Source organism: Proteus sp. G4380 (genome assembly GCF_963885725.1).
In the GTDB taxonomy this organism is placed as follows: Bacteria; Pseudomonadota; Gammaproteobacteria; order Enterobacterales; family Enterobacteriaceae; genus Proteus; species Proteus mirabilis.
On record NZ_CAWPAV010000094.1, the window covers coordinates 22,022 to 40,912 of the forward strand.

Annotated in this window: 18 protein-coding genes; 17 read left to right on the forward strand and 1 reads right to left on the reverse strand. The window is 39.8% G+C overall.

Annotated elements, in window-relative coordinates; genetic code table 11:
• Positions 1-2: 2 nt before the first annotated feature.
• The 11 genes from pbpC to AACU98_RS08250 all read left to right on the forward strand — a co-directional run bounded on the left by pbpC (position 3) and on the right by AACU98_RS08250 (position 12,426).
• Positions 3-2,324 (forward strand): peptidoglycan glycosyltransferase PbpC, encoded by a 2,322-nt coding sequence (gene pbpC / locus AACU98_RS08200; protein WP_004250636.1) that lies wholly within the window; start codon positions 3-5, stop codon positions 2,322-2,324.
• Between the two features lie 235 nt (positions 2,325-2,559).
• On the forward strand, positions 2,560-2,985 hold the full coding sequence (gene ndk, locus AACU98_RS08205) for a nucleoside-diphosphate kinase (RefSeq protein WP_004243827.1): 426 nt from the start codon (positions 2,560-2,562) through the stop codon (positions 2,983-2,985).
• A 141-nt stretch (positions 2,986-3,126) separates the two neighbouring features.
• The gene (locus AACU98_RS08210) at positions 3,127-4,308 is read left to right on the forward strand and encodes a bifunctional tRNA (adenosine(37)-C2)-methyltransferase TrmG/ribosomal RNA large subunit methyltransferase RlmN (RefSeq protein WP_004243825.1); all 1,182 of its coding nucleotides are present in this window, start codon (positions 3,127-3,129) and stop codon (positions 4,306-4,308) included.
• An 85-nt stretch (positions 4,309-4,393) separates the two neighbouring features.
• Positions 4,394-4,828 carry a hypothetical protein gene (locus tag AACU98_RS08215; protein WP_004243824.1) on the forward strand — a complete coding sequence of 145 codons (435 nt, stop codon included), beginning with the start codon at positions 4,394-4,396 and terminating at the stop codon, positions 4,826-4,828.
• 72 nt (positions 4,829-4,900) lie between these two features.
• Positions 4,901-5,863: a cytoskeleton protein RodZ gene (rodZ, locus tag AACU98_RS08220; RefSeq protein WP_004243822.1), complete on the forward strand. Its 963-nt coding sequence runs from the start codon at positions 4,901-4,903 to the stop codon at positions 5,861-5,863.
• 47 nt (positions 5,864-5,910) lie between these two features.
• Positions 5,911-7,032 (forward strand): flavodoxin-dependent (E)-4-hydroxy-3-methylbut-2-enyl-diphosphate synthase, encoded by a 1,122-nt coding sequence (gene ispG, locus AACU98_RS08225; protein ID WP_161735805.1) that lies wholly within the window; start codon positions 5,911-5,913, stop codon positions 7,030-7,032.
• Positions 7,033-7,154: 122 nt separating this feature from the next.
• Positions 7,155-8,438: a histidine--tRNA ligase gene (gene hisS / locus AACU98_RS08230; protein WP_004243819.1), complete on the forward strand. Its 1,284-nt coding sequence runs from the start codon at positions 7,155-7,157 to the stop codon at positions 8,436-8,438.
• A 10-nt stretch (positions 8,439-8,448) separates the two neighbouring features.
• Positions 8,449-9,069, forward strand: a complete 621-nt coding sequence (locus tag AACU98_RS08235; protein WP_004243818.1) for a YfgM family protein — start codon at positions 8,449-8,451, stop codon at positions 9,067-9,069.
• A 14-nt stretch (positions 9,070-9,083) separates the two neighbouring features.
• Complete coding sequence (gene bamB / locus AACU98_RS08240; RefSeq protein ID WP_004243816.1) at positions 9,084-10,256, forward strand: outer membrane protein assembly factor BamB; 1,173 nt, start codon at positions 9,084-9,086, stop codon at positions 10,254-10,256.
• 119 nt (positions 10,257-10,375) lie between these two features.
• Positions 10,376-11,866: a ribosome biogenesis GTPase Der gene (gene der / locus AACU98_RS08245; RefSeq protein WP_004248431.1), complete on the forward strand. Its 1,491-nt coding sequence runs from the start codon at positions 10,376-10,378 to the stop codon at positions 11,864-11,866.
• Positions 11,867-12,066: 200 nt separating this feature from the next.
• Entirely contained in the window at positions 12,067-12,426 is a 360-nt protein-coding gene (locus AACU98_RS08250) for a hypothetical protein (protein WP_237612246.1), read from the forward strand.
• A gap of 79 nt (positions 12,427-12,505) precedes the next feature.
• On the opposite strand, the gene hemF is transcribed toward AACU98_RS08250, so the two are convergent.
• A complete protein-coding gene (gene hemF, locus AACU98_RS08255; protein ID WP_161735807.1) occupies positions 12,506-13,414 on the reverse strand; it encodes an oxygen-dependent coproporphyrinogen oxidase in 909 nt (302 codons plus the stop codon).
• A 133-nt stretch (positions 13,415-13,547) separates the two neighbouring features.
• Between hemF and AACU98_RS08260 the strand changes: the two genes are divergently transcribed.
• The 6 genes from AACU98_RS08260 (at position 13,548) to cysW (ending at position 18,873) form a co-directional block, all read left to right on the forward strand.
• Complete coding sequence (locus AACU98_RS08260) at positions 13,548-13,985, forward strand: GNAT family acetyltransferase (RefSeq protein ID WP_161735809.1); 438 nt, start codon at positions 13,548-13,550, stop codon at positions 13,983-13,985.
• Positions 13,986-14,279: 294 nt separating this feature from the next.
• Entirely contained in the window at positions 14,280-14,870 is a 591-nt protein-coding gene (locus AACU98_RS08265; RefSeq protein ID WP_036918706.1) for an RpoE-regulated lipoprotein, read from the forward strand.
• A gap of 148 nt (positions 14,871-15,018) precedes the next feature.
• Positions 15,019-15,915 (forward strand): Dyp-type peroxidase, encoded by an 897-nt coding sequence (locus AACU98_RS08270; RefSeq protein WP_161735811.1) that lies wholly within the window; start codon positions 15,019-15,021, stop codon positions 15,913-15,915.
• Between the two features lie 263 nt (positions 15,916-16,178).
• Positions 16,179-17,198 (forward strand): thiosulfate ABC transporter substrate-binding protein CysP, encoded by a 1,020-nt coding sequence (gene cysP, locus AACU98_RS08275; protein WP_049218880.1) that lies wholly within the window; start codon positions 16,179-16,181, stop codon positions 17,196-17,198.
• Positions 17,198-18,031, forward strand: a complete 834-nt coding sequence (cysT, locus tag AACU98_RS08280) for a sulfate/thiosulfate ABC transporter permease CysT (RefSeq protein ID WP_004243805.1) — start codon at positions 17,198-17,200, stop codon at positions 18,029-18,031. The genes cysP and cysT overlap by 1 nt, the downstream gene beginning before the upstream one ends.
• Entirely contained in the window at positions 18,031-18,873 is an 843-nt protein-coding gene (cysW, locus tag AACU98_RS08285; protein ID WP_004243804.1) for a sulfate/thiosulfate ABC transporter permease CysW, read from the forward strand. Before cysT ends, cysW begins: the two co-directional genes overlap by 1 nt.
• Positions 18,874-18,891: the final 18 nt, after the last annotated feature.

Consider the following 18,891-nt stretch of genomic DNA (forward strand, 5'->3'; position numbering starts at 1 on the left):
GAATGAAACTAGGATATAAGCGGTTAATCGCCGCGAGCGTTATTTTTCTATTAGTAACACCATTATTGCTATGGATAGCAGATAAGATCTGGCCACTGCCAGATCCCGAGCCTCAAATCGCCACCATAGTAACGGCTGAAGATGGAACACCACTTTGGCGTTTTGCTGATAAAGAAGGAATATGGCGTTATCACGTTACCCTTTCTGATGTTTCCCCTGAATATTTGCAGGCGTTGATAGCTTATGAAGATCGCTGGTTTTATCAGCACCCCGGTGTTAACCCTATAGCTATTTTACGTGCCGCATGGCAAGACTTAAGCTCGGGAAAAATTGTTTCTGGAGGCAGTACGCTTTCAATGCAAGTTGCACGTTTGATTGACCCCCACTCACGGACTTTAGGGGGAAAATTAAAACAATTATGGCGGACATTACAGCTCGAATGGTATTACTCAAAAGATGAGATTTTAGAAATTTATCTTAACCGTGCACCTTTTGGTGGCACTTTAGAAGGGATTGGCGCTGCAAGTTGGGCCTATTTAGGTAAATCTCCCGCTGATTTATCAGCAGGTGAAGCAACATTAATGGCGGTATTACCTCAAGCACCCAGTCGTTTAAGGCCAGACCGGTATCCAGAGCGTGCTCAAGCTGCACGGGATAAAGTATTAGATAGATTAGCGGAATATCAAATTTGGCCCAAAGAGAAAGTGGCTGAAATAAAGCAAGAGCAAGTGCTACTTGCACCAAGACAAACGCCACAACTCGCGCCATTATTGGCTCGGCGTATGTATAACGAGCAAAAAGCGCCGGTGATCACAACCACGATTGATATTAATCTTCAACGACAACTAGAAGAGCTAGCCAAACAGTGGAAATATCAGCTAGCCGATAAAACTTCTCTGGCAATACTTGTGGTCGATCACACGGATATGAGTGTTAAAGGCTATGTTGGGTCGGCGGACTTTAATGATAATCAACGCTTTGGGCATGTTGATATGATAAGTGCATGGCGTTCGCCGGGATCAACCTTAAAGCCTTTTATTTATGGTCTTGCTTTGGATGAAGGATTGATCCATGCAGAATCACTATTACAAGATGTTCCGCGCCGTTTTGAAGATTACCGTCCTGGTAATTTTGATACTGGATTTAACGGTGCCGTGAGTGCGAGTGAAGCCCTTAGTCGTTCATTAAATTTACCTGCCGTTCAATTAATAGAAGCTTATGGCGCAAAAAAATTTGCAGCTAAGTTGCGACATAATCACCTTGAAATGCGTTTTCCTTATGGCTCTGAACCTAATTTAGCGCTTATTTTAGGAGGAACAGCAACACGAATGGATCAATTAGTGGCGACTTTTAGTGCGCTTGCAAGGCATGGAAAGACCGCGCCGTTACGTTTTACGCCAGAGCAAACCATCAATGAACGTATGTTAATGTCACCCGGTGCTGCGTGGATCATTCGGCGAATTTTAGCGGGAGAGGCACGGCCTCGTCCTGATAGTGCTATTTCAGCGGTTGTTCCCTTGGCTTGGAAAACAGGAACAAGTTATGGTTATCGTGATGCATGGTCGATAGGCGTTAATGCGCGTTATACCATTGGTGTTTGGGTGGGGAGACCTGATGGCACACCTGTTGCGGGGCAGTTTGGATTTGCAACCGCTGTACCGATAATGAATCAAGTTAATAATTTATTGACGAGTTATTTTTATCAAAATAAACAGCGGCCTCCTGTTGATCCTAGGCCAAATAGTGTCTCAGCCGCAGCTATTTGTTGGCCAACGGGAAAAGCTTTGCCTAAAGAAGATAGTAACTGTCGAGTCAGTCGACGAAGCTGGATCCTTGATAATACTATTCCCCCAACACTATTGAATGAAAGCCAAGAGGGCATTTTAGGCATCAATGAAAAAGTATGGATAGATAAAGAAGGAAAACGGACAGGGCCTAATTGTCCTGGTGCTCAATTAAAGGATATTGCTTTATGGCCGATAGCATTAGATGCTTGGTTGCCTGAAAAAGAGCGTAGAGCAAAACGATTACCACCAATTTCATTAACATGTCCACCGATTAAAGAAGATATGATCCCATTGTATATCTCTGGGATAAGAAAAGGGGATTTATTGCGTCCATTGCCTGGTGAAACTCAGCTTGAAATAACGGTTTCTACACAAGGGGGAAGTGGTATGCAATGGTGGTTTTTAAATGGTGAACAAATCGGTAAAACTGAAAATGGGGCAACGTTCTCTTATTTATTAGAAAAACGTGGCAAATACCAACTTTCGGTGCTTGATCTTAGCGGTCAAACGGATATGGTGAATTTCAGTTTTCGTTAAATAAGTGCAGAGTTTAATCAAATGAAGGCCAAAAATGTGATTAAATCGATAAATTATAACTTTTTTGCCACAGTTTTTTAAAAAAAAGCGGGATTTCATCTGTGCAATTTATTGTTATCCCCCTATAATCAATCCCTTATTTTTGCAGGGGATACGGTTTTGAGCTGTTTTTCCATGATCTGCGATAAAAACAGGCAACATAAGTTGTTATTAATACAATATTTTGAGGTAATACATGGCTATTCAGCGCACTTTTTCTATTATCAAACCAAACGCAGTGAAAAAAAATGTTATTGGTGCAATCTATAACCGCTTTGAAAGTGCGGGTTTCAGCATCGTAGCAGCAAAAATGTTGCATTTAACTCGTGAACAAGCAGAAGGTTTTTATGAAGAGCATAAAGGCCGTCCTTTCTTTGATGGTTTAGTTGAGTTTATGACTTCTGGCCCTATCATGGTACAAGTATTAGAAGGCGAAAATGCTATCCAACGTCATCGTGACTTAATGGGTGCAACTAATCCTGATAACGCTTTAGCGGGTACTTTACGTGCTGATTACGCGGATAGCTTTACAGAAAATGCAGTGCATGGTTCAGATTCAGAAGCTTCAGCTGCGCGTGAAATTGCTTATTTCTTTACTGAAAACGAAATTTGCCCACGCTAATTTATTAGCATCTGTATACGAAAAAATGTACAATGCGACGCCCTGTTAATCTTTAATGGGGCGTCTTTTTATTAATTAATAAGTATCCCGTTAATAGATTTTATTAACGTAGGCCGCATAGTGTAACAACGAGGCAATGTCATGACCCAATCTACCACTCCAGCGCCAAGCGCTTCTGTCGCTGTTTCTAAAGAAAATACTGTGAATCAAAAAACAAAAATCAATCTGTTAGATTTAAATCGTAAACAGATGCGTGAGCTTTTTGTCTCTATGGGCGAAAAGCCTTTCCGCGCTGATCAAATCATGAAATGGATATACCATTATTGCTATGATGATTTTGATCAGATGACAGATATCAATAAAGTGCTGCGTGCGAAGTTAAAAGAGATTGCCGAAATCAAGGCACCTGAAGTGTCTGAAGAACAACGCTCTGCGGATGGCACTATTAAGTGGGCGATTAAAGTAGGCTCTCAACAAGTTGAAACAGTCTATATTCCTGAAGATGATCGTGCGACGTTATGTGTTTCATCACAAGTGGGTTGCGCGTTAGAGTGTAAATTCTGTTCAACGGCACAACAAGGTTTTAACCGTAACCTTAAAGTTTCTGAAATTATCGGCCAAGTGTGGCGTGCTGCTAAAATTATTGGTGCTTTAAAAGAGACAGGCCGTCGTCCAATCACTAATGTTGTTATGATGGGAATGGGTGAACCATTACTTAACCTTAACAATGTTATTCCTGCTCTTGAAATTATGATGGATGACTTTGGCTTTGGGTTATCTAAACGTCGAGTCACCGTGTCTACATCCGGTGTCGTACCTGCATTAGATAAATTAGCTGATGCGGTTGATGTTGCTTTAGCGATTTCATTGCATGCACCAACAGATGATATTCGTGATGAAATTGTCCCTATTAACAAGAAATATAATATTGAAATGTTTCTTGATGGCGTGCGTCGTTATATTGCTAAATCTAATGCAAACCAAGGTCGAGTTACTGTTGAGTATGTCATGCTTGATCATATTAATGACAGCACTGAACAAGCACATCAATTAGCAGAGTGCTTAAAAGATACACCTTGTAAAATCAACTTAATTCCATGGAACCCGTTCCCAGGCGCACCTTATGGACGTAGTTCTAATAGTCGCATTGATCGTTTCTCTAAAGTGTTAATGGAATATGGTTTCACCACTATTGTACGTAAAACTCGTGGTGATGATATTGACGCTGCCTGTGGTCAACTTGCTGGTGATGTGATTGACCGAACTAAGCGTACTCTGAAAAAACGTCTGCAAGGTGAACCAATTTCAGTAAAAGCAGTCTGATAGAGGTGGATAACTCTCGCTTTGTGCTGTGGTTTTAAAACAAAGTAGAGAGTTGCAAGAATGAATTAATTTAAGGAAGATAACGATGATAAGGATGTCATCAAAGGTTGTTGCTATCTGCTTGGTGTTATTGACAATAGGCTGCCAATCAACAGCAAATAAAAAACATGTTGCAGTGCCTCTTCGTCTTCAATTAGGGGAAGCTTATCTGGCTGAGCAACAATATCAGATAGCCCAATATCATTTTCAAAAAGTGCTGTCAGTGATGCCTGAGCATCCTGAAGCAAATTTAGGAATGGCATTAACATCCCAGTTATTGGGAAATCCTATTCAGGCGCTAGATTATTACAAATTAGCGATGAAGTCGAAGCCAGTAAATGTTAATGTATTAAGGTTTTATGGTAATTTCCTTTGTGAACAAAATTTATTAAACAACAATAATGTGTTAATTGAGGATATACCGTCAGATTATTTGGTTTGTCAGCATGCTGAATACCAAAAATCACCAAATTCGCGATGAGGACGTTAAAAACTGTATTTTCTCGTGTTCATCAATGTTAAACATCCAATAGCCACAGTGCCTAGATTGCTAATGAATACTGAAAACAAAACCGAAGAAGTGAAATTAACAGCGGGTCAACTTTTACGTCAGGCACGTGAAAAAGCGGGGCTAACTCAGCAGACTGTTGCTGATCGACTTTGTTTGAAGTTAACAACAGTATGTGAAATTGAAGCTGATACTATCTCTTCTGGTATTGCACCGACATTTTTACGTGGTTATATGCGCTCTTATGCAAAACTTGTCGGTGTTCCTGAAAGCGCAATTCTAGGTCTAATTGATCAACAAGCCCCAATAAAACAAGTTAAAGTCACAACAACACAAAATTACTCATTGGGTAAGCGTCATAAAAAGCGTGAAGGCTGGTTGATGAAATTGACTTGGGTTATTGTAATAGCAATGATAGCTTTAGTCGGTTTATGGTGGTGGCAGGGGCATCAAGCCGATCAACAAGAATTAGTCTCTATGGCTTCGCAAGACATAGGACAAAATAGTCCGCAAGAAAACACCAATACGATAGAATCTCCTTTATCAACCTTAGATAATAATAGCCCATCATCTGAGGGTGAAAATGTACAAGTGCCTGCTTCTCCATTAGTAGATAATCAGGCTAATAAGGTTGCCGAGCCATCAGTAACAGATGCCACACCTGAGGCAGAAGTTAAAACAGTTCCATTACCGGTGTCACCATTAACCACATCAACGACTTCTCGTGCTGATTCTGCTGAAGGCAATTCAACACCCGCACCAATTGTGGAAAATCAACTGGTCTTGATGTTTGATGGTGAATGCTGGTTAGAAATTCGTAATGCTCAAAATAAAGTTTTATTTAATGGTATTAAGAAAGCCGGTGACCGTTTGGAATTTAATGGTGAGCAACCTTATAAACTAAAAATAGGCGCACCTTCTGTTACTCGTTTACAGTTTAATGGTGAAGCTGTTGACTTAAGCCGTTTTACTGGAAAAATAGCAAAAATAACAGTACCGAGCGCTTAATCTGACTATACATTTGAGCAAGCATGGAAGCATGGGAGAATTAATCAATGCATAAAGAATCACCTATTATTCGTCGTAAATCGACGCGAATTTATGTTGGTAATGTACCTATTGGCGATGGGGCTCCTATCGCGGTACAGTCGATGACGAACACACGAACAACAGACGTTGAAGCGACTGTAAACCAGATTAAGTCTCTGGAACGTGTTGGGGTGGATATTGTACGTGTTTCTGTACCAACTATGGATGCGGCTGAAGCATTCAAACTAATTAAGCAACAAGTGAAAGTACCTTTGGTCGCTGATATTCATTTTGATTATCGTATTGCACTTAAAGTTGCTGAATATGGTGTCGATTGTTTACGTATTAATCCTGGTAATATTGGTAATGAAGAGCGTATTCGTCAAGTTGTCGATTGTGCCCGGGATCGCAATATTCCCATTCGTATTGGTGTGAATGGGGGGTCACTAGAGAAAGATATTCAAGAAAAGTATGGTGAGCCAACCCCCGAAGCGCTAGTTGAATCGGCTATGCGCCACGTTGATATCTTAGATAAATTGAACTTCGATCAGTTTAAAGTCAGTGTAAAAGCTTCTGACGTTTTCCTTGCTGTTGATTCTTATCGTTTATTAGCGAAAAAAATTGATCAGCCTTTACATTTAGGGATCACCGAAGCTGGTGGTGCAAGAGCCGGATCAGTGAAATCAGCTATAGGCCTTGGGATCCTTCTATCAGAAGGTATCGGTGATACTTTACGTATCTCTTTAGCCGCAGATCCGGTTGAAGAAGTAAAAGTTGGCTTTGATATCTTAAAATCATTACGTATTCGCTCTCGTGGTATCAATTTTATTGCTTGCCCAACATGCTCTCGTCAAGAGTTTGATGTTATTGGTACAGTTAATGAATTAGAACAACGTCTTGAAGATATCATTACACCAATGGATGTTTCTATTATTGGCTGTGTGGTTAATGGTCCTGGTGAAGCCGAAGTTTCTACACTAGGTGTAACCGGAGCTAAAACACGCAGTGGTTTTTATGAAGACGGTGTAAGACAAAAAGAGCGTCTTGATAATAGTAATATGGTTGATTTATTAGAGGCGAAAATCCGTACAAAAGCGGCAATGCTTGACGGCAACCTCCGAATTAATATAAATCAATTGGATAAATAACACGCAATTAACAGGCTCATTAACTAATGAGCCTGTATTACTATTGATTTCACATTGAATACTGATTGTTTTCGCTTCTATAATCAGTTTATTGATCAATTAATAACTATTAGAGAAAAAAAGTGGCACAAAAAATCCAAGCCATTCGTGGTATGAATGACTACCTACCTGCTGATACGCGGGTATGGCAGAAAATCGAAAATACGCTAAAACAAATTTTAGCCGGTTATGGTTTTAGTGAAATTAGAACACCTATCGTAGAGCATACCCCTCTATTTCAGCGAGCAATTGGTGAAGTGACCGATGTTGTTGAAAAAGAAATGTATACTTTTACCGATCGAGGTGAAGACGCACAAAGCTTAACCTTACGTCCTGAAAATACCGCAGGTTGTGTCCGCGCAGGAATTGAACATGGTTTGCTTTATAACCAAGAGCAACGCTTATGGTATTTAGGGCCAATGTTCCGTTATGAACGCCCTCAAAAAGGTCGTTATCGCCAATTTCACCAATTAGGTGCAGAAGTATTTGGCCTACAAGGGCCTGATATTGATGCTGAACTGATTATGTTAACGGCACGCTGGTGGAAGGCTTTAGGTATTGCAGAGCACGTGACTTTAGAACTGAACTCTATTGGTTCACTCGAAGCGCGGGCAAAATATCGTGAAGCATTAGTCGCATTTTTAGAGCAACACGTTGATCAATTAGATGAAGATTGCAAACGTCGTATGTATTCTAACCCATTACGTGTTTTAGACTCTAAAAATCCTGAAATTCAGACTTTATTGAATGATGCGCCTGAACTTTTCGATTATCTTGATGACGAATCAAGAGAACACTTTGATGGTTTATGTGCATTACTTGATGCTGTAGGTATTACTTATCGTGTTAATCAGCGTTTAGTCCGAGGCTTAGATTATTATAACCGTACTGTTTTTGAATGGGTAACCAGTGCATTAGGTTCACAAGGAACGGTATGTGCGGGTGGTCGCTATGATGGATTAGTGAAACAATTAGGTGGACACCCAACGCCTGCGGTCGGTTTTGCCATGGGGATGGAGCGCATGATCTTATTAGTTCAAGCGGTTAATCCTGAGTTTGTTGCTGATACTCATGTCGCTGATGTTTACCTTGCGTCTTTTGGTGATAATAGCCAAAGTGCAGCATTAATGCTGGCAGAAGAAATCCGTGATCAATTACCTACATTGCGCTTAATGACCAATCACGGTAAAGGCAATTTTAAAAAGCAATTAGGACGTGCTGATAAACATGGTGCTAAAATCGCGTTAATTTTAGGTGAAGATGAAATTAACGCTGGCACAGTAGCCGTGAAAGATTTACGTTCAGGTGAACAGACCATTGTATCGCGTAGCGAACTGGCCCAACAATTGACGCTGTTATTAGGTTAAGGAGAGACTTGTGGAAGTTTATAGCACCGAAAACGAACAAGTTGATGCAATTAAACAGTTTTTAAAAAATTATGGTTTAACGATCATTCTCGCTATTGTCATTGGCGTGGGTGGAATTTGGGGTTGGAAATATTGGCAATCACATCAAGCCAACCGTCTACAAGAGAGTGCGGGTGAATTTGCAACAATAAATGAAGCATTAACGAAACCAACGCCTGAAAATATCGCATTAGCCGAAAAATTTGTTTCTGAAACTAACGATATTTATGGTGCTTTAGCCTCTTTAGAGTTAGCTCAATTAGCGATTGATGCCAACGATTTAGCCAAAGGTGAAACTCACCTGACTAAAGCAATATCTATGGTAAAGAATGAAGCATTTGCAGATATGCTTAACCTTCGCTTAGCACGTGTGCAACTGGCATTAGATAAAACTGATGCTGCGTTAATTTCATTAGAGCAAGTGAAAAGTAAAGCATGGGATGGAATGAAAAATTATATCCGTGGTGATGTATTAGCGAAAAAAGGCGATAACGCAGGTGCAGCCGCCGCTTATCGTAATGCATTGAATGATGAAAATGCAGGCGCTATTCGTTCATTGGTTGAACTTAAACTCAATAATTTATCCAATTAAAGGGATCTTCAGACATGCAACTGCGTAAAACTCTCCTGATCGGTCTACTAGCATCAGCATTATTAGCTGGGTGTTCTAGTGAGCAGGATAATGTGACAATGTCTCCATTGCCTGAGGTGCAGAGCCAATTTACCCCTTATGTGGTGTGGGACAAATCGGTTGGCAATGGTATTGGAAAATACTATTCCCACTTGTCACCAGCATGGGATGGTTCAGTTGTGTATGTCGCTGATCGCCATGGGGTAGTTAAAGCATTAGAATTAGAAACGGGTAAAGAGATTTGGTCTCAAGATCTCTCAACTAAAAAAGGTTTCTTCTCCTCTAATGAATCAGCATTACTTTCCGGTGGTTTAACCGTCTCTGGTACTCGTGTTTTTGTCGGCACAGAAAAAGCAAAAGTGTATGCTTTAAATACAGATGATGGCTCTATTGATTGGGAAACAGATGTTGCCGGAGAAGCGATTTCCAAACCTGTTGTTAGTGATGGTTTAGTGCTTATTCATACCAGTAACGGTATGTTGCAAGGGCTTGATTTGCTGACAGGTGAAGTATCATGGACTGTCAACTTAGATACACCATCATTATCCGTACGTGGTGAATCAGCACCTGCTGTTGCTTATGGTGCAGCGATTGTGGGCGCTGATAATGGCCGTGTTAGTGCGGTGGTGTTATCTCAAGGGCAATTAGTTTGGCAGCAAAATATTTCACAAGTGAAAGGCTCTACTGAGATCAGCCGCTTAAATGATGTCGATATTACGCCAATTATTGATGAAAATACTGTTTATGCCATGGCTTACAACGGTAATTTAGTCAGTCTAGATATGCGTTCAGGGCAGATCATCTGGAAACGTGATTTAGGTTCAGTTAATGACATGGTACTTTTGGGTGACAATCTATACCTTGTCGACCAAAATGACCGAGTTTTAGCTGTGCGCAAATCTGATGGTGTGACATTATGGACACAAGAAGACCTACTGCACCGTAATTTAACCGCACCGGCTATCGTTGATGGTTATTTAGTGGTGGGAGATGCAGAAGGCTATCTCCATTGGATTGATACCAGTACAGGCAAATTTATTGCTCAAAATAAAGTAAATAGCTCGGGTTTATTAAGCCGTCCACAGGCTGTTCAAGATAAACTGATGATCCAAGCACGTGACGGTAAACTTTATCTATATCGTCGGTAATTAAGCACTGACAAATATAATTATTTTACGGCTCCTTTAAAGGAGCCGTTTCGTCTTTTTAGTATTTACATGTAAAATACCATCAGATTTATGATTGTATTTTTATGAGGCATCAAAAAATGATACCCGTTATTGCCTTAGTAGGGCGCCCTAATGTGGGAAAATCCACATTATTTAACCGACTAACACGCACAAGAGACGCATTAGTTGCGGATTTTCCTGGACTTACCCGTGACCGTAAATATGGTCGTGCAGAATTAGACGGTGAAGAATTTATTATCATTGATACTGGTGGTATTGATGGTGCAGAAGAGGGTGTAGAAACCCATATGGCATCACAATCACTGCAAGCCATTCAAGAAGCCGATATTGTGCTATTTTTAGTCGATGCGCGAGCAGGATTAATGCCAGCCGACCAAGGTATTGCTAAACACTTGCGTGGTGTTGAGAAAAAAACCTATTTAGTGGCGAATAAAACAGATGGTATCGATATTGATACCGCCTTGGCTGATTTCTACTCTTTAGGATTAGGGGAAATATTCCCTATTGCTGCTTCACATGGTCGTGGTGTTTCTCAACTGATTGAGCAAGCGTTGTTACCTATTGTGGGTAAAGTCGTCGAAGAAGAGAAAGAATTAACAGAAGAAGAAGAGAATGCCGCTTATTGGGCTGCTTTAGAAGCAGAGCAGAAAGAGCAAGAAGAAGAGGAAGAAGAGGATGATTTCGATCCGACAACACTTCCTGTTAAATTAGCTATTGTAGGCCGCCCTAATGTAGGTAAATCAACTCTGACTAACCGTATGTTAGGTGAAGAGCGTGTTGTAGTTTACGATATGCCAGGCACTACCCGTGATAGTATTTACATACCGATGGAGCGTGATGGTAAGGAGTATATCCTTATTGATACCGCTGGCGTTCGTAAACGCGGAAAAGTAAAAGAAACGGTAGAAAAATTCTCAGTGATCAAAACATTACAAGCGATTGAAGATTGTAATGTTGCACTACTTGTTATTGATGCTCGTGAGGGGATTTCAGATCAAGACCTCTCTTTATTAGGTTATATTCTTAATTCTGGACGCTCTTTAGTTATTGCTGTCAATAAATGGGATGGTATGACCCAAGAAGATCGCGAACAAGTTAAAGATATGCTTGATCTCAAATTAGGTTTTGTTGATTTTGCCCGCGTTCATTTTATCTCGGCATTACATGGTAGTGGTGTTGGTAATCTGTTTGAGTCGATTCAAGAAGCCTATACTTGCGCGACACGTCGTGTTGGTACATCAATGTTGACGCGCATAATGAAGATGGCAGAGGATGATCACCAACCCCCTCTTATTCGTGGACGCCGTGTAAAAATGAAATATGCCCATGCTGGGGGATATAACCCACCTGTCGTGGTTATTCATGGTAACCAAGTGTCTGATTTACCTGATAGCTATAAACGCTATTTAATGAATTATTTCCGTCGCACACTACAAGTGATGGGAACTCCTATCCGTATTCAATTTAAAGAAGGGGAAAACCCTTATGCGGATAAGAAAAATAAATTAACAGCTTCGCAAATACGTAAACGTAAGCGCTTAATGGCTCATTTAAAGAAATCAAAATAAATTAAATAGCCAGTTAAATATAGAATAAAAACTGAGTTCGTTTCACCGGACTCAGTTTTTTTATTGCTTATTGATGAATTCTTCATACTTTCATAAAAGAAACCGAAATAATTTAAGCAAAAATTAAGTATTTTTTTCAAAAAACAGTTAAATTGTAACTGATTACTATTCGTATTAATGAGTTTTTTACTTTGAAAAAAATGACTATGGGTTTTGCTATTTTTTTACTTTCTGGCTGTGCCACCCCAGAAAAATGGCAAGTAAATATGAAAAATCCCACACCTTTAGATATCGCTAAAAATCTATGCATGCAAGAAGCAAAACAACGCTACCCTGAGCATTATTTGAGTTCAACGCCAAATTATAGCTATCCTTCTTCTTCAACGATAACAGTAGATGGTAAAGAAGTTACTATTCCTAATTCAAATTATCATTCCTATTCTCGTTATGATGCCAATGAATCAGAGCGTAAACAGTATTTTGATATTTGTATGAGAGGAGAGGGGTGGGAAAATAAAAATAAAGTGACTGGATTACTCGCCTTTTTATTTAATGACTAATTAATAAAGCAGTAATTTTTACCAAACTAAAGCCAATTATAATAAATAAATGGCTTTAGTTTTAATACATCAGTAACTGCTATACCCACTCTTTGTGAATTAAAAAATCAGTATACAGCTTAGCTTCGGGAGTATTAGGTTCAGGGCGATAATCATATGCAAAGCGAACTAATGGTGGCATTGACATTAAAATGGATTCAGTACGTCCGCCACTTTGTAAACCAAATAGCGTGCCTCTATCCCAAACCAAATTAAACTCGACATAACGGCCACGGCGATAAAGTTGGAATTGGCGTTCACGCTCTCCCCAGGGCATAGATTTGCGTTTTTCGACAATCGGCAAGTAGGCATCCAGATAACCCTGCCCGACACGTTGTACAAATTCAAAACAGTGATCGAAATCAGGAGTATTTAAGTCATCAAAAAATAGACCACCAACACCACGCGGTTCGTTACGATGTTTTAAATAAAAATAGTCATCACACCATTTTTTATATCGAGCATAATAATCTTGGCTAAAGGGATCACACACAGATTTAGCCACTTTATGCCAATGGATAACATCTTCTTCAAATCCATAATAAGGCGTTAAGTCAAAGCCTCCACCAAACCACCATACAGGAGCTTCTCCCTCTTTTTCAGCAATAAAAAAACGAACATTTGCATGTGAAGTAGGAATATAGGGATTAAGAGGGTGAATAACTAATGAAACGCCCATTGCTTGAAAACGACGACCGCTTAATTCAGGGCGATGAGCCGTGGCTGATGCAGGCAAGGCATCTCCATAAACATGGGAAAAATTAACACCCGCTTGTTCAAAAATAGCACCTTGGGTGAGCACTCGAGTACGACCACCACCGCCAGCTTCTCTTTGCCAATTATCTTGCTGAAAGGTTGCTTTTTGGTCTATATTTTCAATAGCATGGCAAATACTATCTTGCAACGACAAAAAAAATGATTGCACACGATGAATATCAGGTAAACTCATAATAACCTACAGTTTTTATCATATTTATTAAAAATGGAACGCGATATGACCTATGCTCTCATTTTGAAGTTGATTGATAAAGTAAACAAGGGATAATAAATTTAGTAACTTGTGAAAGATAACAGGCAAAACAATGGAAATACGTGTATTCCGTCAAGATGATTTTGAGGCAATCATTACACTTTGGGAACGTTGCGACTTGATCTCACCAGAAAATGATCCTGAAATTGATATTGAACGAAAGATTAACCACTCCCCCGATCTCTTTTTAATCGCAGAGGTTGCTGGCGAAATAGTCGGTAGTGTAATGGGAGGCTATGATGGTTATCGTGGCTCGCTTTACTATTTGGGCGTTCATCCTGAGTTTCGCGGTAGAGGAATTGCCAATGCACTAATCTCTCGGCTAGAGAAAAAACTCATTGCAAAAGGGTGTCCACAAATTACTTTAATGATCCCCGAAGAGAACGATGCCACTATTTGTATGTTTGAAAAGCTTCTCTATGAAGATCAAAATCAAGAGAATACGGCTTACACTAAACGCCTAATTATCGATCAGGACTTCGATCTTTAATTCTTCGCTAAATCCTCTTTTATTGACTGTTAAGATAATTTTAATCGGTTAATAGAGAGGATTTTCTTTTTTTGTACTTTCTTTCCTATCATGATGTTGCCTCGATAAAAAAGAACTTAACCTTGCTTATTTACTGGATAAAATCTGATATTGTCGATTTAAGGGAACAAACTTGGCTGAGTTATGGTCGTAACTAGTCTGAAGTATTCAGTTATTTTAGTTTTATGCGAGTAAAAACTTGTTGCCTTAGCATCAATTGAATTTATAACGAAAAAGTGAAATGGAGTATTTATAATGCCTAAATTTTGGTTACCCTTGTGCTTAAGCACAAGTGTCTTGCTATTAAGTGGCTGTTCATCCATGGGGGGAATGTCTTTTTCTGCACTTAATCCAATGAATTGGTTCTCAAATGAGACGTTAACGGTTTCTGCAAATGGATTAGATAATATCACCGCTTCAACGGCAGTGACAGAGCAAGCGATCGAAAAAGAGCTGGGTAGCCGTTTCCATTACCGACAAGGAATGGAAATGCAACAAGGCAATATTATAGTTATTGTGCAAGCACTTGAAGATGAAAAAGTACAAGTGGCTTTTTATGGCAAAGAAAAGGGCACAGTAGATAAAATCACGGTATCTGATCCTAATGCGAAAACAGCGTGGGGAACGACAATAGGTACACCATTTAAAGATATTTATAAAAAAGCATTTGGTATGTGCAGTAACGGGCCGAAAGTCGATAAACAAAAAACCATTCAATGCCAATCAGAACAAGCAAAATCAGTGAGCTATGTTTTTGCTGGGCAATGGGATGGCCCTGATGGTCTAATGCCACCCGATGAAACATTAGCAAATTGGCAGGTAACACAAATTGTTTGGCAAAAATAGGTTATTTTTAAGTGTTATTAATAAAATAATTTTATATTTACCTTTTCTGCTAACAAAAATTTGTTAAATAGCAAAGCCTAAAAATAAATGTTGGATATAATAAACCACATTAATTTATATATTTTTTATTATTTATTAGGGAAGCAATATGTCTCATGCACAAAGCGGTATTTTAGTCGCACATAGTAAATTCGGTCTATTTATTGAAGCAATGGTGGTGGGGGAAATTGATCAACTACGTCAAGGCTGCCAACAATTTATGCAATCTCTTAGCGAATTACAAAAACAGTATCCTGATGCTTCATTAGGTGCCGTGGTAGCTTTTGGTTCAGATCTTTGGAAAAAATTATCAGATAATAATAGTGCGCCAGAGTTAAAGCCATTTCGTCCATTAGGCAAAGGGTTAGCTCCTGCGACTCAGCGCGATATGCTTATCCATATCCAATCCATGCGTCATGATGTGAATTTCTCATTAGCGCAAGCTGCAATAGCTGCTTTTGGTAACGTGCTCCAAATAGAAGAAGAGATCCACGGTTTCCGCTGGATAGAAGAGCGTGATCTTAGTGGTTTTATTGACGGCTCAGAAAATCCAGTTGGTGACGAGCGCTATGGTGTTGCTTTAATTAATGAAGGTATTGATGCTGGTGGTAGCTATGTTTTAGTTCAACGCTATGAGCATAACCTAAAAAAATGGGCGCGTTTTAGTGAATCAGATCAAGAAAAAATGATTGGTCGTACTAAAAAAGAGAGCATTGAGTTGGATGAATCAGAACGCAATATTACCTCTCATGTATCCCGTGTTGCCATTGAAGAAAATGGTGAAGAGTTAGCGATTTTGCGTCATAGCTTACCTTATGGAACTGCTAGTGGTAAACATGGTCTCTATTTCTTAGCTTACTGTGGTCGTTTATATAATATTGAACAGCAATTACTCAGTATGTTTGGTGAAGTTGATGGTAAATACGATGATTTACTGCATATGAGTAAACCTGTGACAGGTAGCTACTATTTCGCTCCTTCTTATGAAGTATTAGCCGCTCTGTAAGTCTTAGCGTTACACTGCTATTTTGCCACGCCAGTATCATTTACTATGCTGGCGTTTTTATTTTGACGAGGTCGTTTCTCGATATCTCAATGTTGAATTATTTTCAGTTAAATCATTATGATGCTTATTTATTTGGGCAATCTCACTCTTTATCCATTTATAATAGCTATTAGTTATATCAAATAACAAAAGCTAACTACACTGTTATAAATAAAGCCGATAGAGTAACCATTAGAATAAGACTTACGCTGATGGGTACTATAATGAAGAACAAAACAATCCGAACTTTTGCATTACAGGCAACCGTTGCATTGTCTTTGGTTGCGAGTAGTTATGCAAATGCAGCTCAATTACTTAATAGCTCTTACGATATTGCTCGCGAGTTATTTACACAGCTTAATAGTGATTTTAAAACCCAATGGGATGCTCAACATCCTGATGACAAAGTCACTATCAAACAGTCCCATGCTGGCTCTTCTAAACAAGCATTAGCCATATTACAAGGTTTACCTGCGGATGTTGTCACTTATAACCAAGTGACGGATGTACAAATTTTGCATGATAAAGGCAAGCTTATTCCTGCTGATTGGCAACAACGTCTACCTAATAATAGCTCACCTTATTATTCCACAATGGCCTATTTGGTTCGTAAAGGAAATCCTAAAAATATCACTTCTTGGCAAGATTTGACCCGTGAAGATGTCAAAGTGGTTTTCCCTAACCCAAAAACATCAGGTAACGGTCGTTATACCTATTTAGCCGCATGGGGAGCGTTTGAAAAAGCTTATGGAAATGAAGCGCAAACCCGAGATGCTATGACAAAGTTACTCAAAAATGTTGCGGTATTTGATACCGGGGGACGGGGGGCAACGACCTCATTTATTGAACGTGGACTTGGTGATGTTTTAATTAGTTTTGAATCTGAAGTAAATAATATTCGCCAGCAATATGGTGAAGGTGATTATCAAGTTATTGTCCCTTCTGTAGATATTTTAGCGGAGTTTCCTGTGGCATGGATTGATAAAAATGTGCAACGCAATAAAACAGAAACTCTCGCCAAAGCTTACCTAAATTATTTATATAGCCCGAGAGCGCAGGAGATCATCACACAATTTAACTATCGCGTAAATGATAAAGCGGTGATGGCGAAAAAAGCAGATCAATTTCCAGCCACTTCATTATTTACCATTGAAGATGTGTTTGGTGACTGGAACCAAGTGATGAAAACGCATTTTGCTACAGATGGCACGCTAGATAAATTATTATTAGAAGGACGCCAATAATGTTTGCCACAGCCAGCAAGCGAGTATTACCCGGATTTGGGCTTAGTTTAGGTAGTACGCTTTTTTATACTTGTTTGATCTTATTACTACCTATGAGTGCGCTGGTTGTGCAGTTATCTGAAATGAGTTGGGCACAATATTGGGCGGTGATAACCCACCCTCAAATCGTGGCAGCGTATAAAGTCACTTTGTTGTCAGCCGGTGTTGCAAGTATTTTTAATGCTATTTTTGGCATGTTATTAGCGTGGATCATTACGCGCTATCGTTTCCCCGGCAGAAAATTTCTTGATGGATTAATGGATTTACCTTTTGCCTTACCTACAGCGGTAGCGGGATTAACCTTAGCAACGTTGTTTTCTACACAAGGATGGTATGGCTTGGTGTTAGATAAGTTTGATATCAAGGTGATCAATACATGGATTGGTATTGCTGTGGCGATGTCTTTTACTAGTTTGCCGTTTGTGGTCAGAACGGTGCAACCTGTTTTAGAAGAGTTAGGCCCTGAATATGAAGAGGCGGCTGAAACATTAGGGGCAAACCGTTGGCAAACGTTCCGTAAAGTTGTGTTACCTGAATTGTCTCCGGCGTTATTAGCCGGTACGGCGCTCTCTTTTACGCGTAGTTTAGGGGAATTTGGTGCTGTTATTTTTATTGCTGGCAATATTGCATGGCAGACCGAAGTGGTTTCTTTGATGATATTTATTCGATTACAGGAGTTTGATTATCCTGCAGCCAGCGCGGTCGCTTCTGTTATTTTATTGGTTTCATTAGTCTTACTGTTTTCAATTAATGGATTACAAAGCCGCTTTGGCAAGCGATTAAGGGGGCACTAATGTCGGATATAGCGCAACAACGCTCTCTTTATCGTCGCCAAATTGATTGGGTAAAATGGGGATTGATCCTTACAGGCGTTGTGTTATCCATTTTATTTTTAGTGGTGCCTATTGCGTGGATCTTTATGACTGCGTTTTCAAAAGGCATAGAAATATTTACCGACAACTTGCTAGATAGCGATATGTTACATGCTGTTTGGCTTACGCTACTTATCGCTTTAATTACTGTACCGATAAATATGTTGTTTGGTATTAGTATGGCATGGCTTGTTACGCGTTTTCGTTTTCCGGGGCGTCAGTGGTTAATGACGCTGATTGATATCCCATTTGCGGTATCTCCTGTCGTTGCGGGACTGCTCTATCTGCTTTTTTATGGTAGCAATGGTTGGGCTGGGCAGTGGTTGGAACAATTCGATATTCAGTTAATGTTCTCTTGGCCCGGTATGGTATTAGTGACGGTATTTGTCACTTGTCCTTTTGTCGTGAGAGAGCTTGTCCCAGTGATGATGAGCCAAGGAAGCCAAGAGGATGAAGCTGCTGTGTTATTAGGTGCCAGTAGTTGGAAAATGTTTTGGCGAGTGACATTACCTAATATTCGTTGGGCATTGCTCTACGGTGTGGTTTTAACAAATGCACGTGCTATAGGGGAATTTGGTGCCGTCTCTGTTGTCTCGGGGGCTATTCGTGGAGAAACCTATTCACTGCCTTTACAGGTCGAACTTTTGCACCAAGACTACAACACTGTGGGGGCTTTTACGGCAGCAGCATTACTTGCCATGATGGCAATTATTACATTAATGGTTAAAAGTGCGTTGCAATGGCATTTAGAACGTCAGCAATAACGCAAAACAGGGGCAAAA

Coding starts and splice junctions, on each gene's coding strand:
- hemF (WP_161735807.1), bottom strand. CDS start 13,414: ATGAGTTTACCTGATATTCATCGTGTGCAATCATTTTTTTTGTCGTTG.
- AACU98_RS08265 (WP_036918706.1), top strand. CDS start 14,280: ATGCCTAAATTTTGGTTACCCTTGTGCTTAAGCACAAGTGTCTTGCTA.
- AACU98_RS08215 (WP_004243824.1), top strand. CDS start 4,394: ATGATAAGGATGTCATCAAAGGTTGTTGCTATCTGCTTGGTGTTATTG.
- pbpC (WP_004250636.1), top strand. CDS start 3: ATGAAACTAGGATATAAGCGGTTAATCGCCGCGAGCGTTATTTTTCTA.
- cysT (WP_004243805.1), top strand. CDS start 17,198: ATGTTTGCCACAGCCAGCAAGCGAGTATTACCCGGATTTGGGCTTAGT.
- AACU98_RS08260 (WP_161735809.1), top strand. CDS start 13,548: ATGGAAATACGTGTATTCCGTCAAGATGATTTTGAGGCAATCATTACA.
- cysP (WP_049218880.1), top strand. CDS start 16,179: ATGAAGAACAAAACAATCCGAACTTTTGCATTACAGGCAACCGTTGCA.
- ispG (WP_161735805.1), top strand. CDS start 5,911: ATGCATAAAGAATCACCTATTATTCGTCGTAAATCGACGCGAATTTAT.
- der (WP_004248431.1), top strand. CDS start 10,376: ATGATACCCGTTATTGCCTTAGTAGGGCGCCCTAATGTGGGAAAATCC.
- bamB (WP_004243816.1), top strand. CDS start 9,084: ATGCAACTGCGTAAAACTCTCCTGATCGGTCTACTAGCATCAGCATTA.
- ndk (WP_004243827.1), top strand. CDS start 2,560: ATGGCTATTCAGCGCACTTTTTCTATTATCAAACCAAACGCAGTGAAA.
- AACU98_RS08250 (WP_237612246.1), top strand. CDS start 12,067: ATGACTATGGGTTTTGCTATTTTTTTACTTTCTGGCTGTGCCACCCCA.
- cysW (WP_004243804.1), top strand. CDS start 18,031: ATGTCGGATATAGCGCAACAACGCTCTCTTTATCGTCGCCAAATTGAT.
- AACU98_RS08210 (WP_004243825.1), top strand. CDS start 3,127: ATGACCCAATCTACCACTCCAGCGCCAAGCGCTTCTGTCGCTGTTTCT.
- rodZ (WP_004243822.1), top strand. CDS start 4,901: ATGAATACTGAAAACAAAACCGAAGAAGTGAAATTAACAGCGGGTCAA.
- AACU98_RS08270 (WP_161735811.1), top strand. CDS start 15,019: ATGTCTCATGCACAAAGCGGTATTTTAGTCGCACATAGTAAATTCGGT.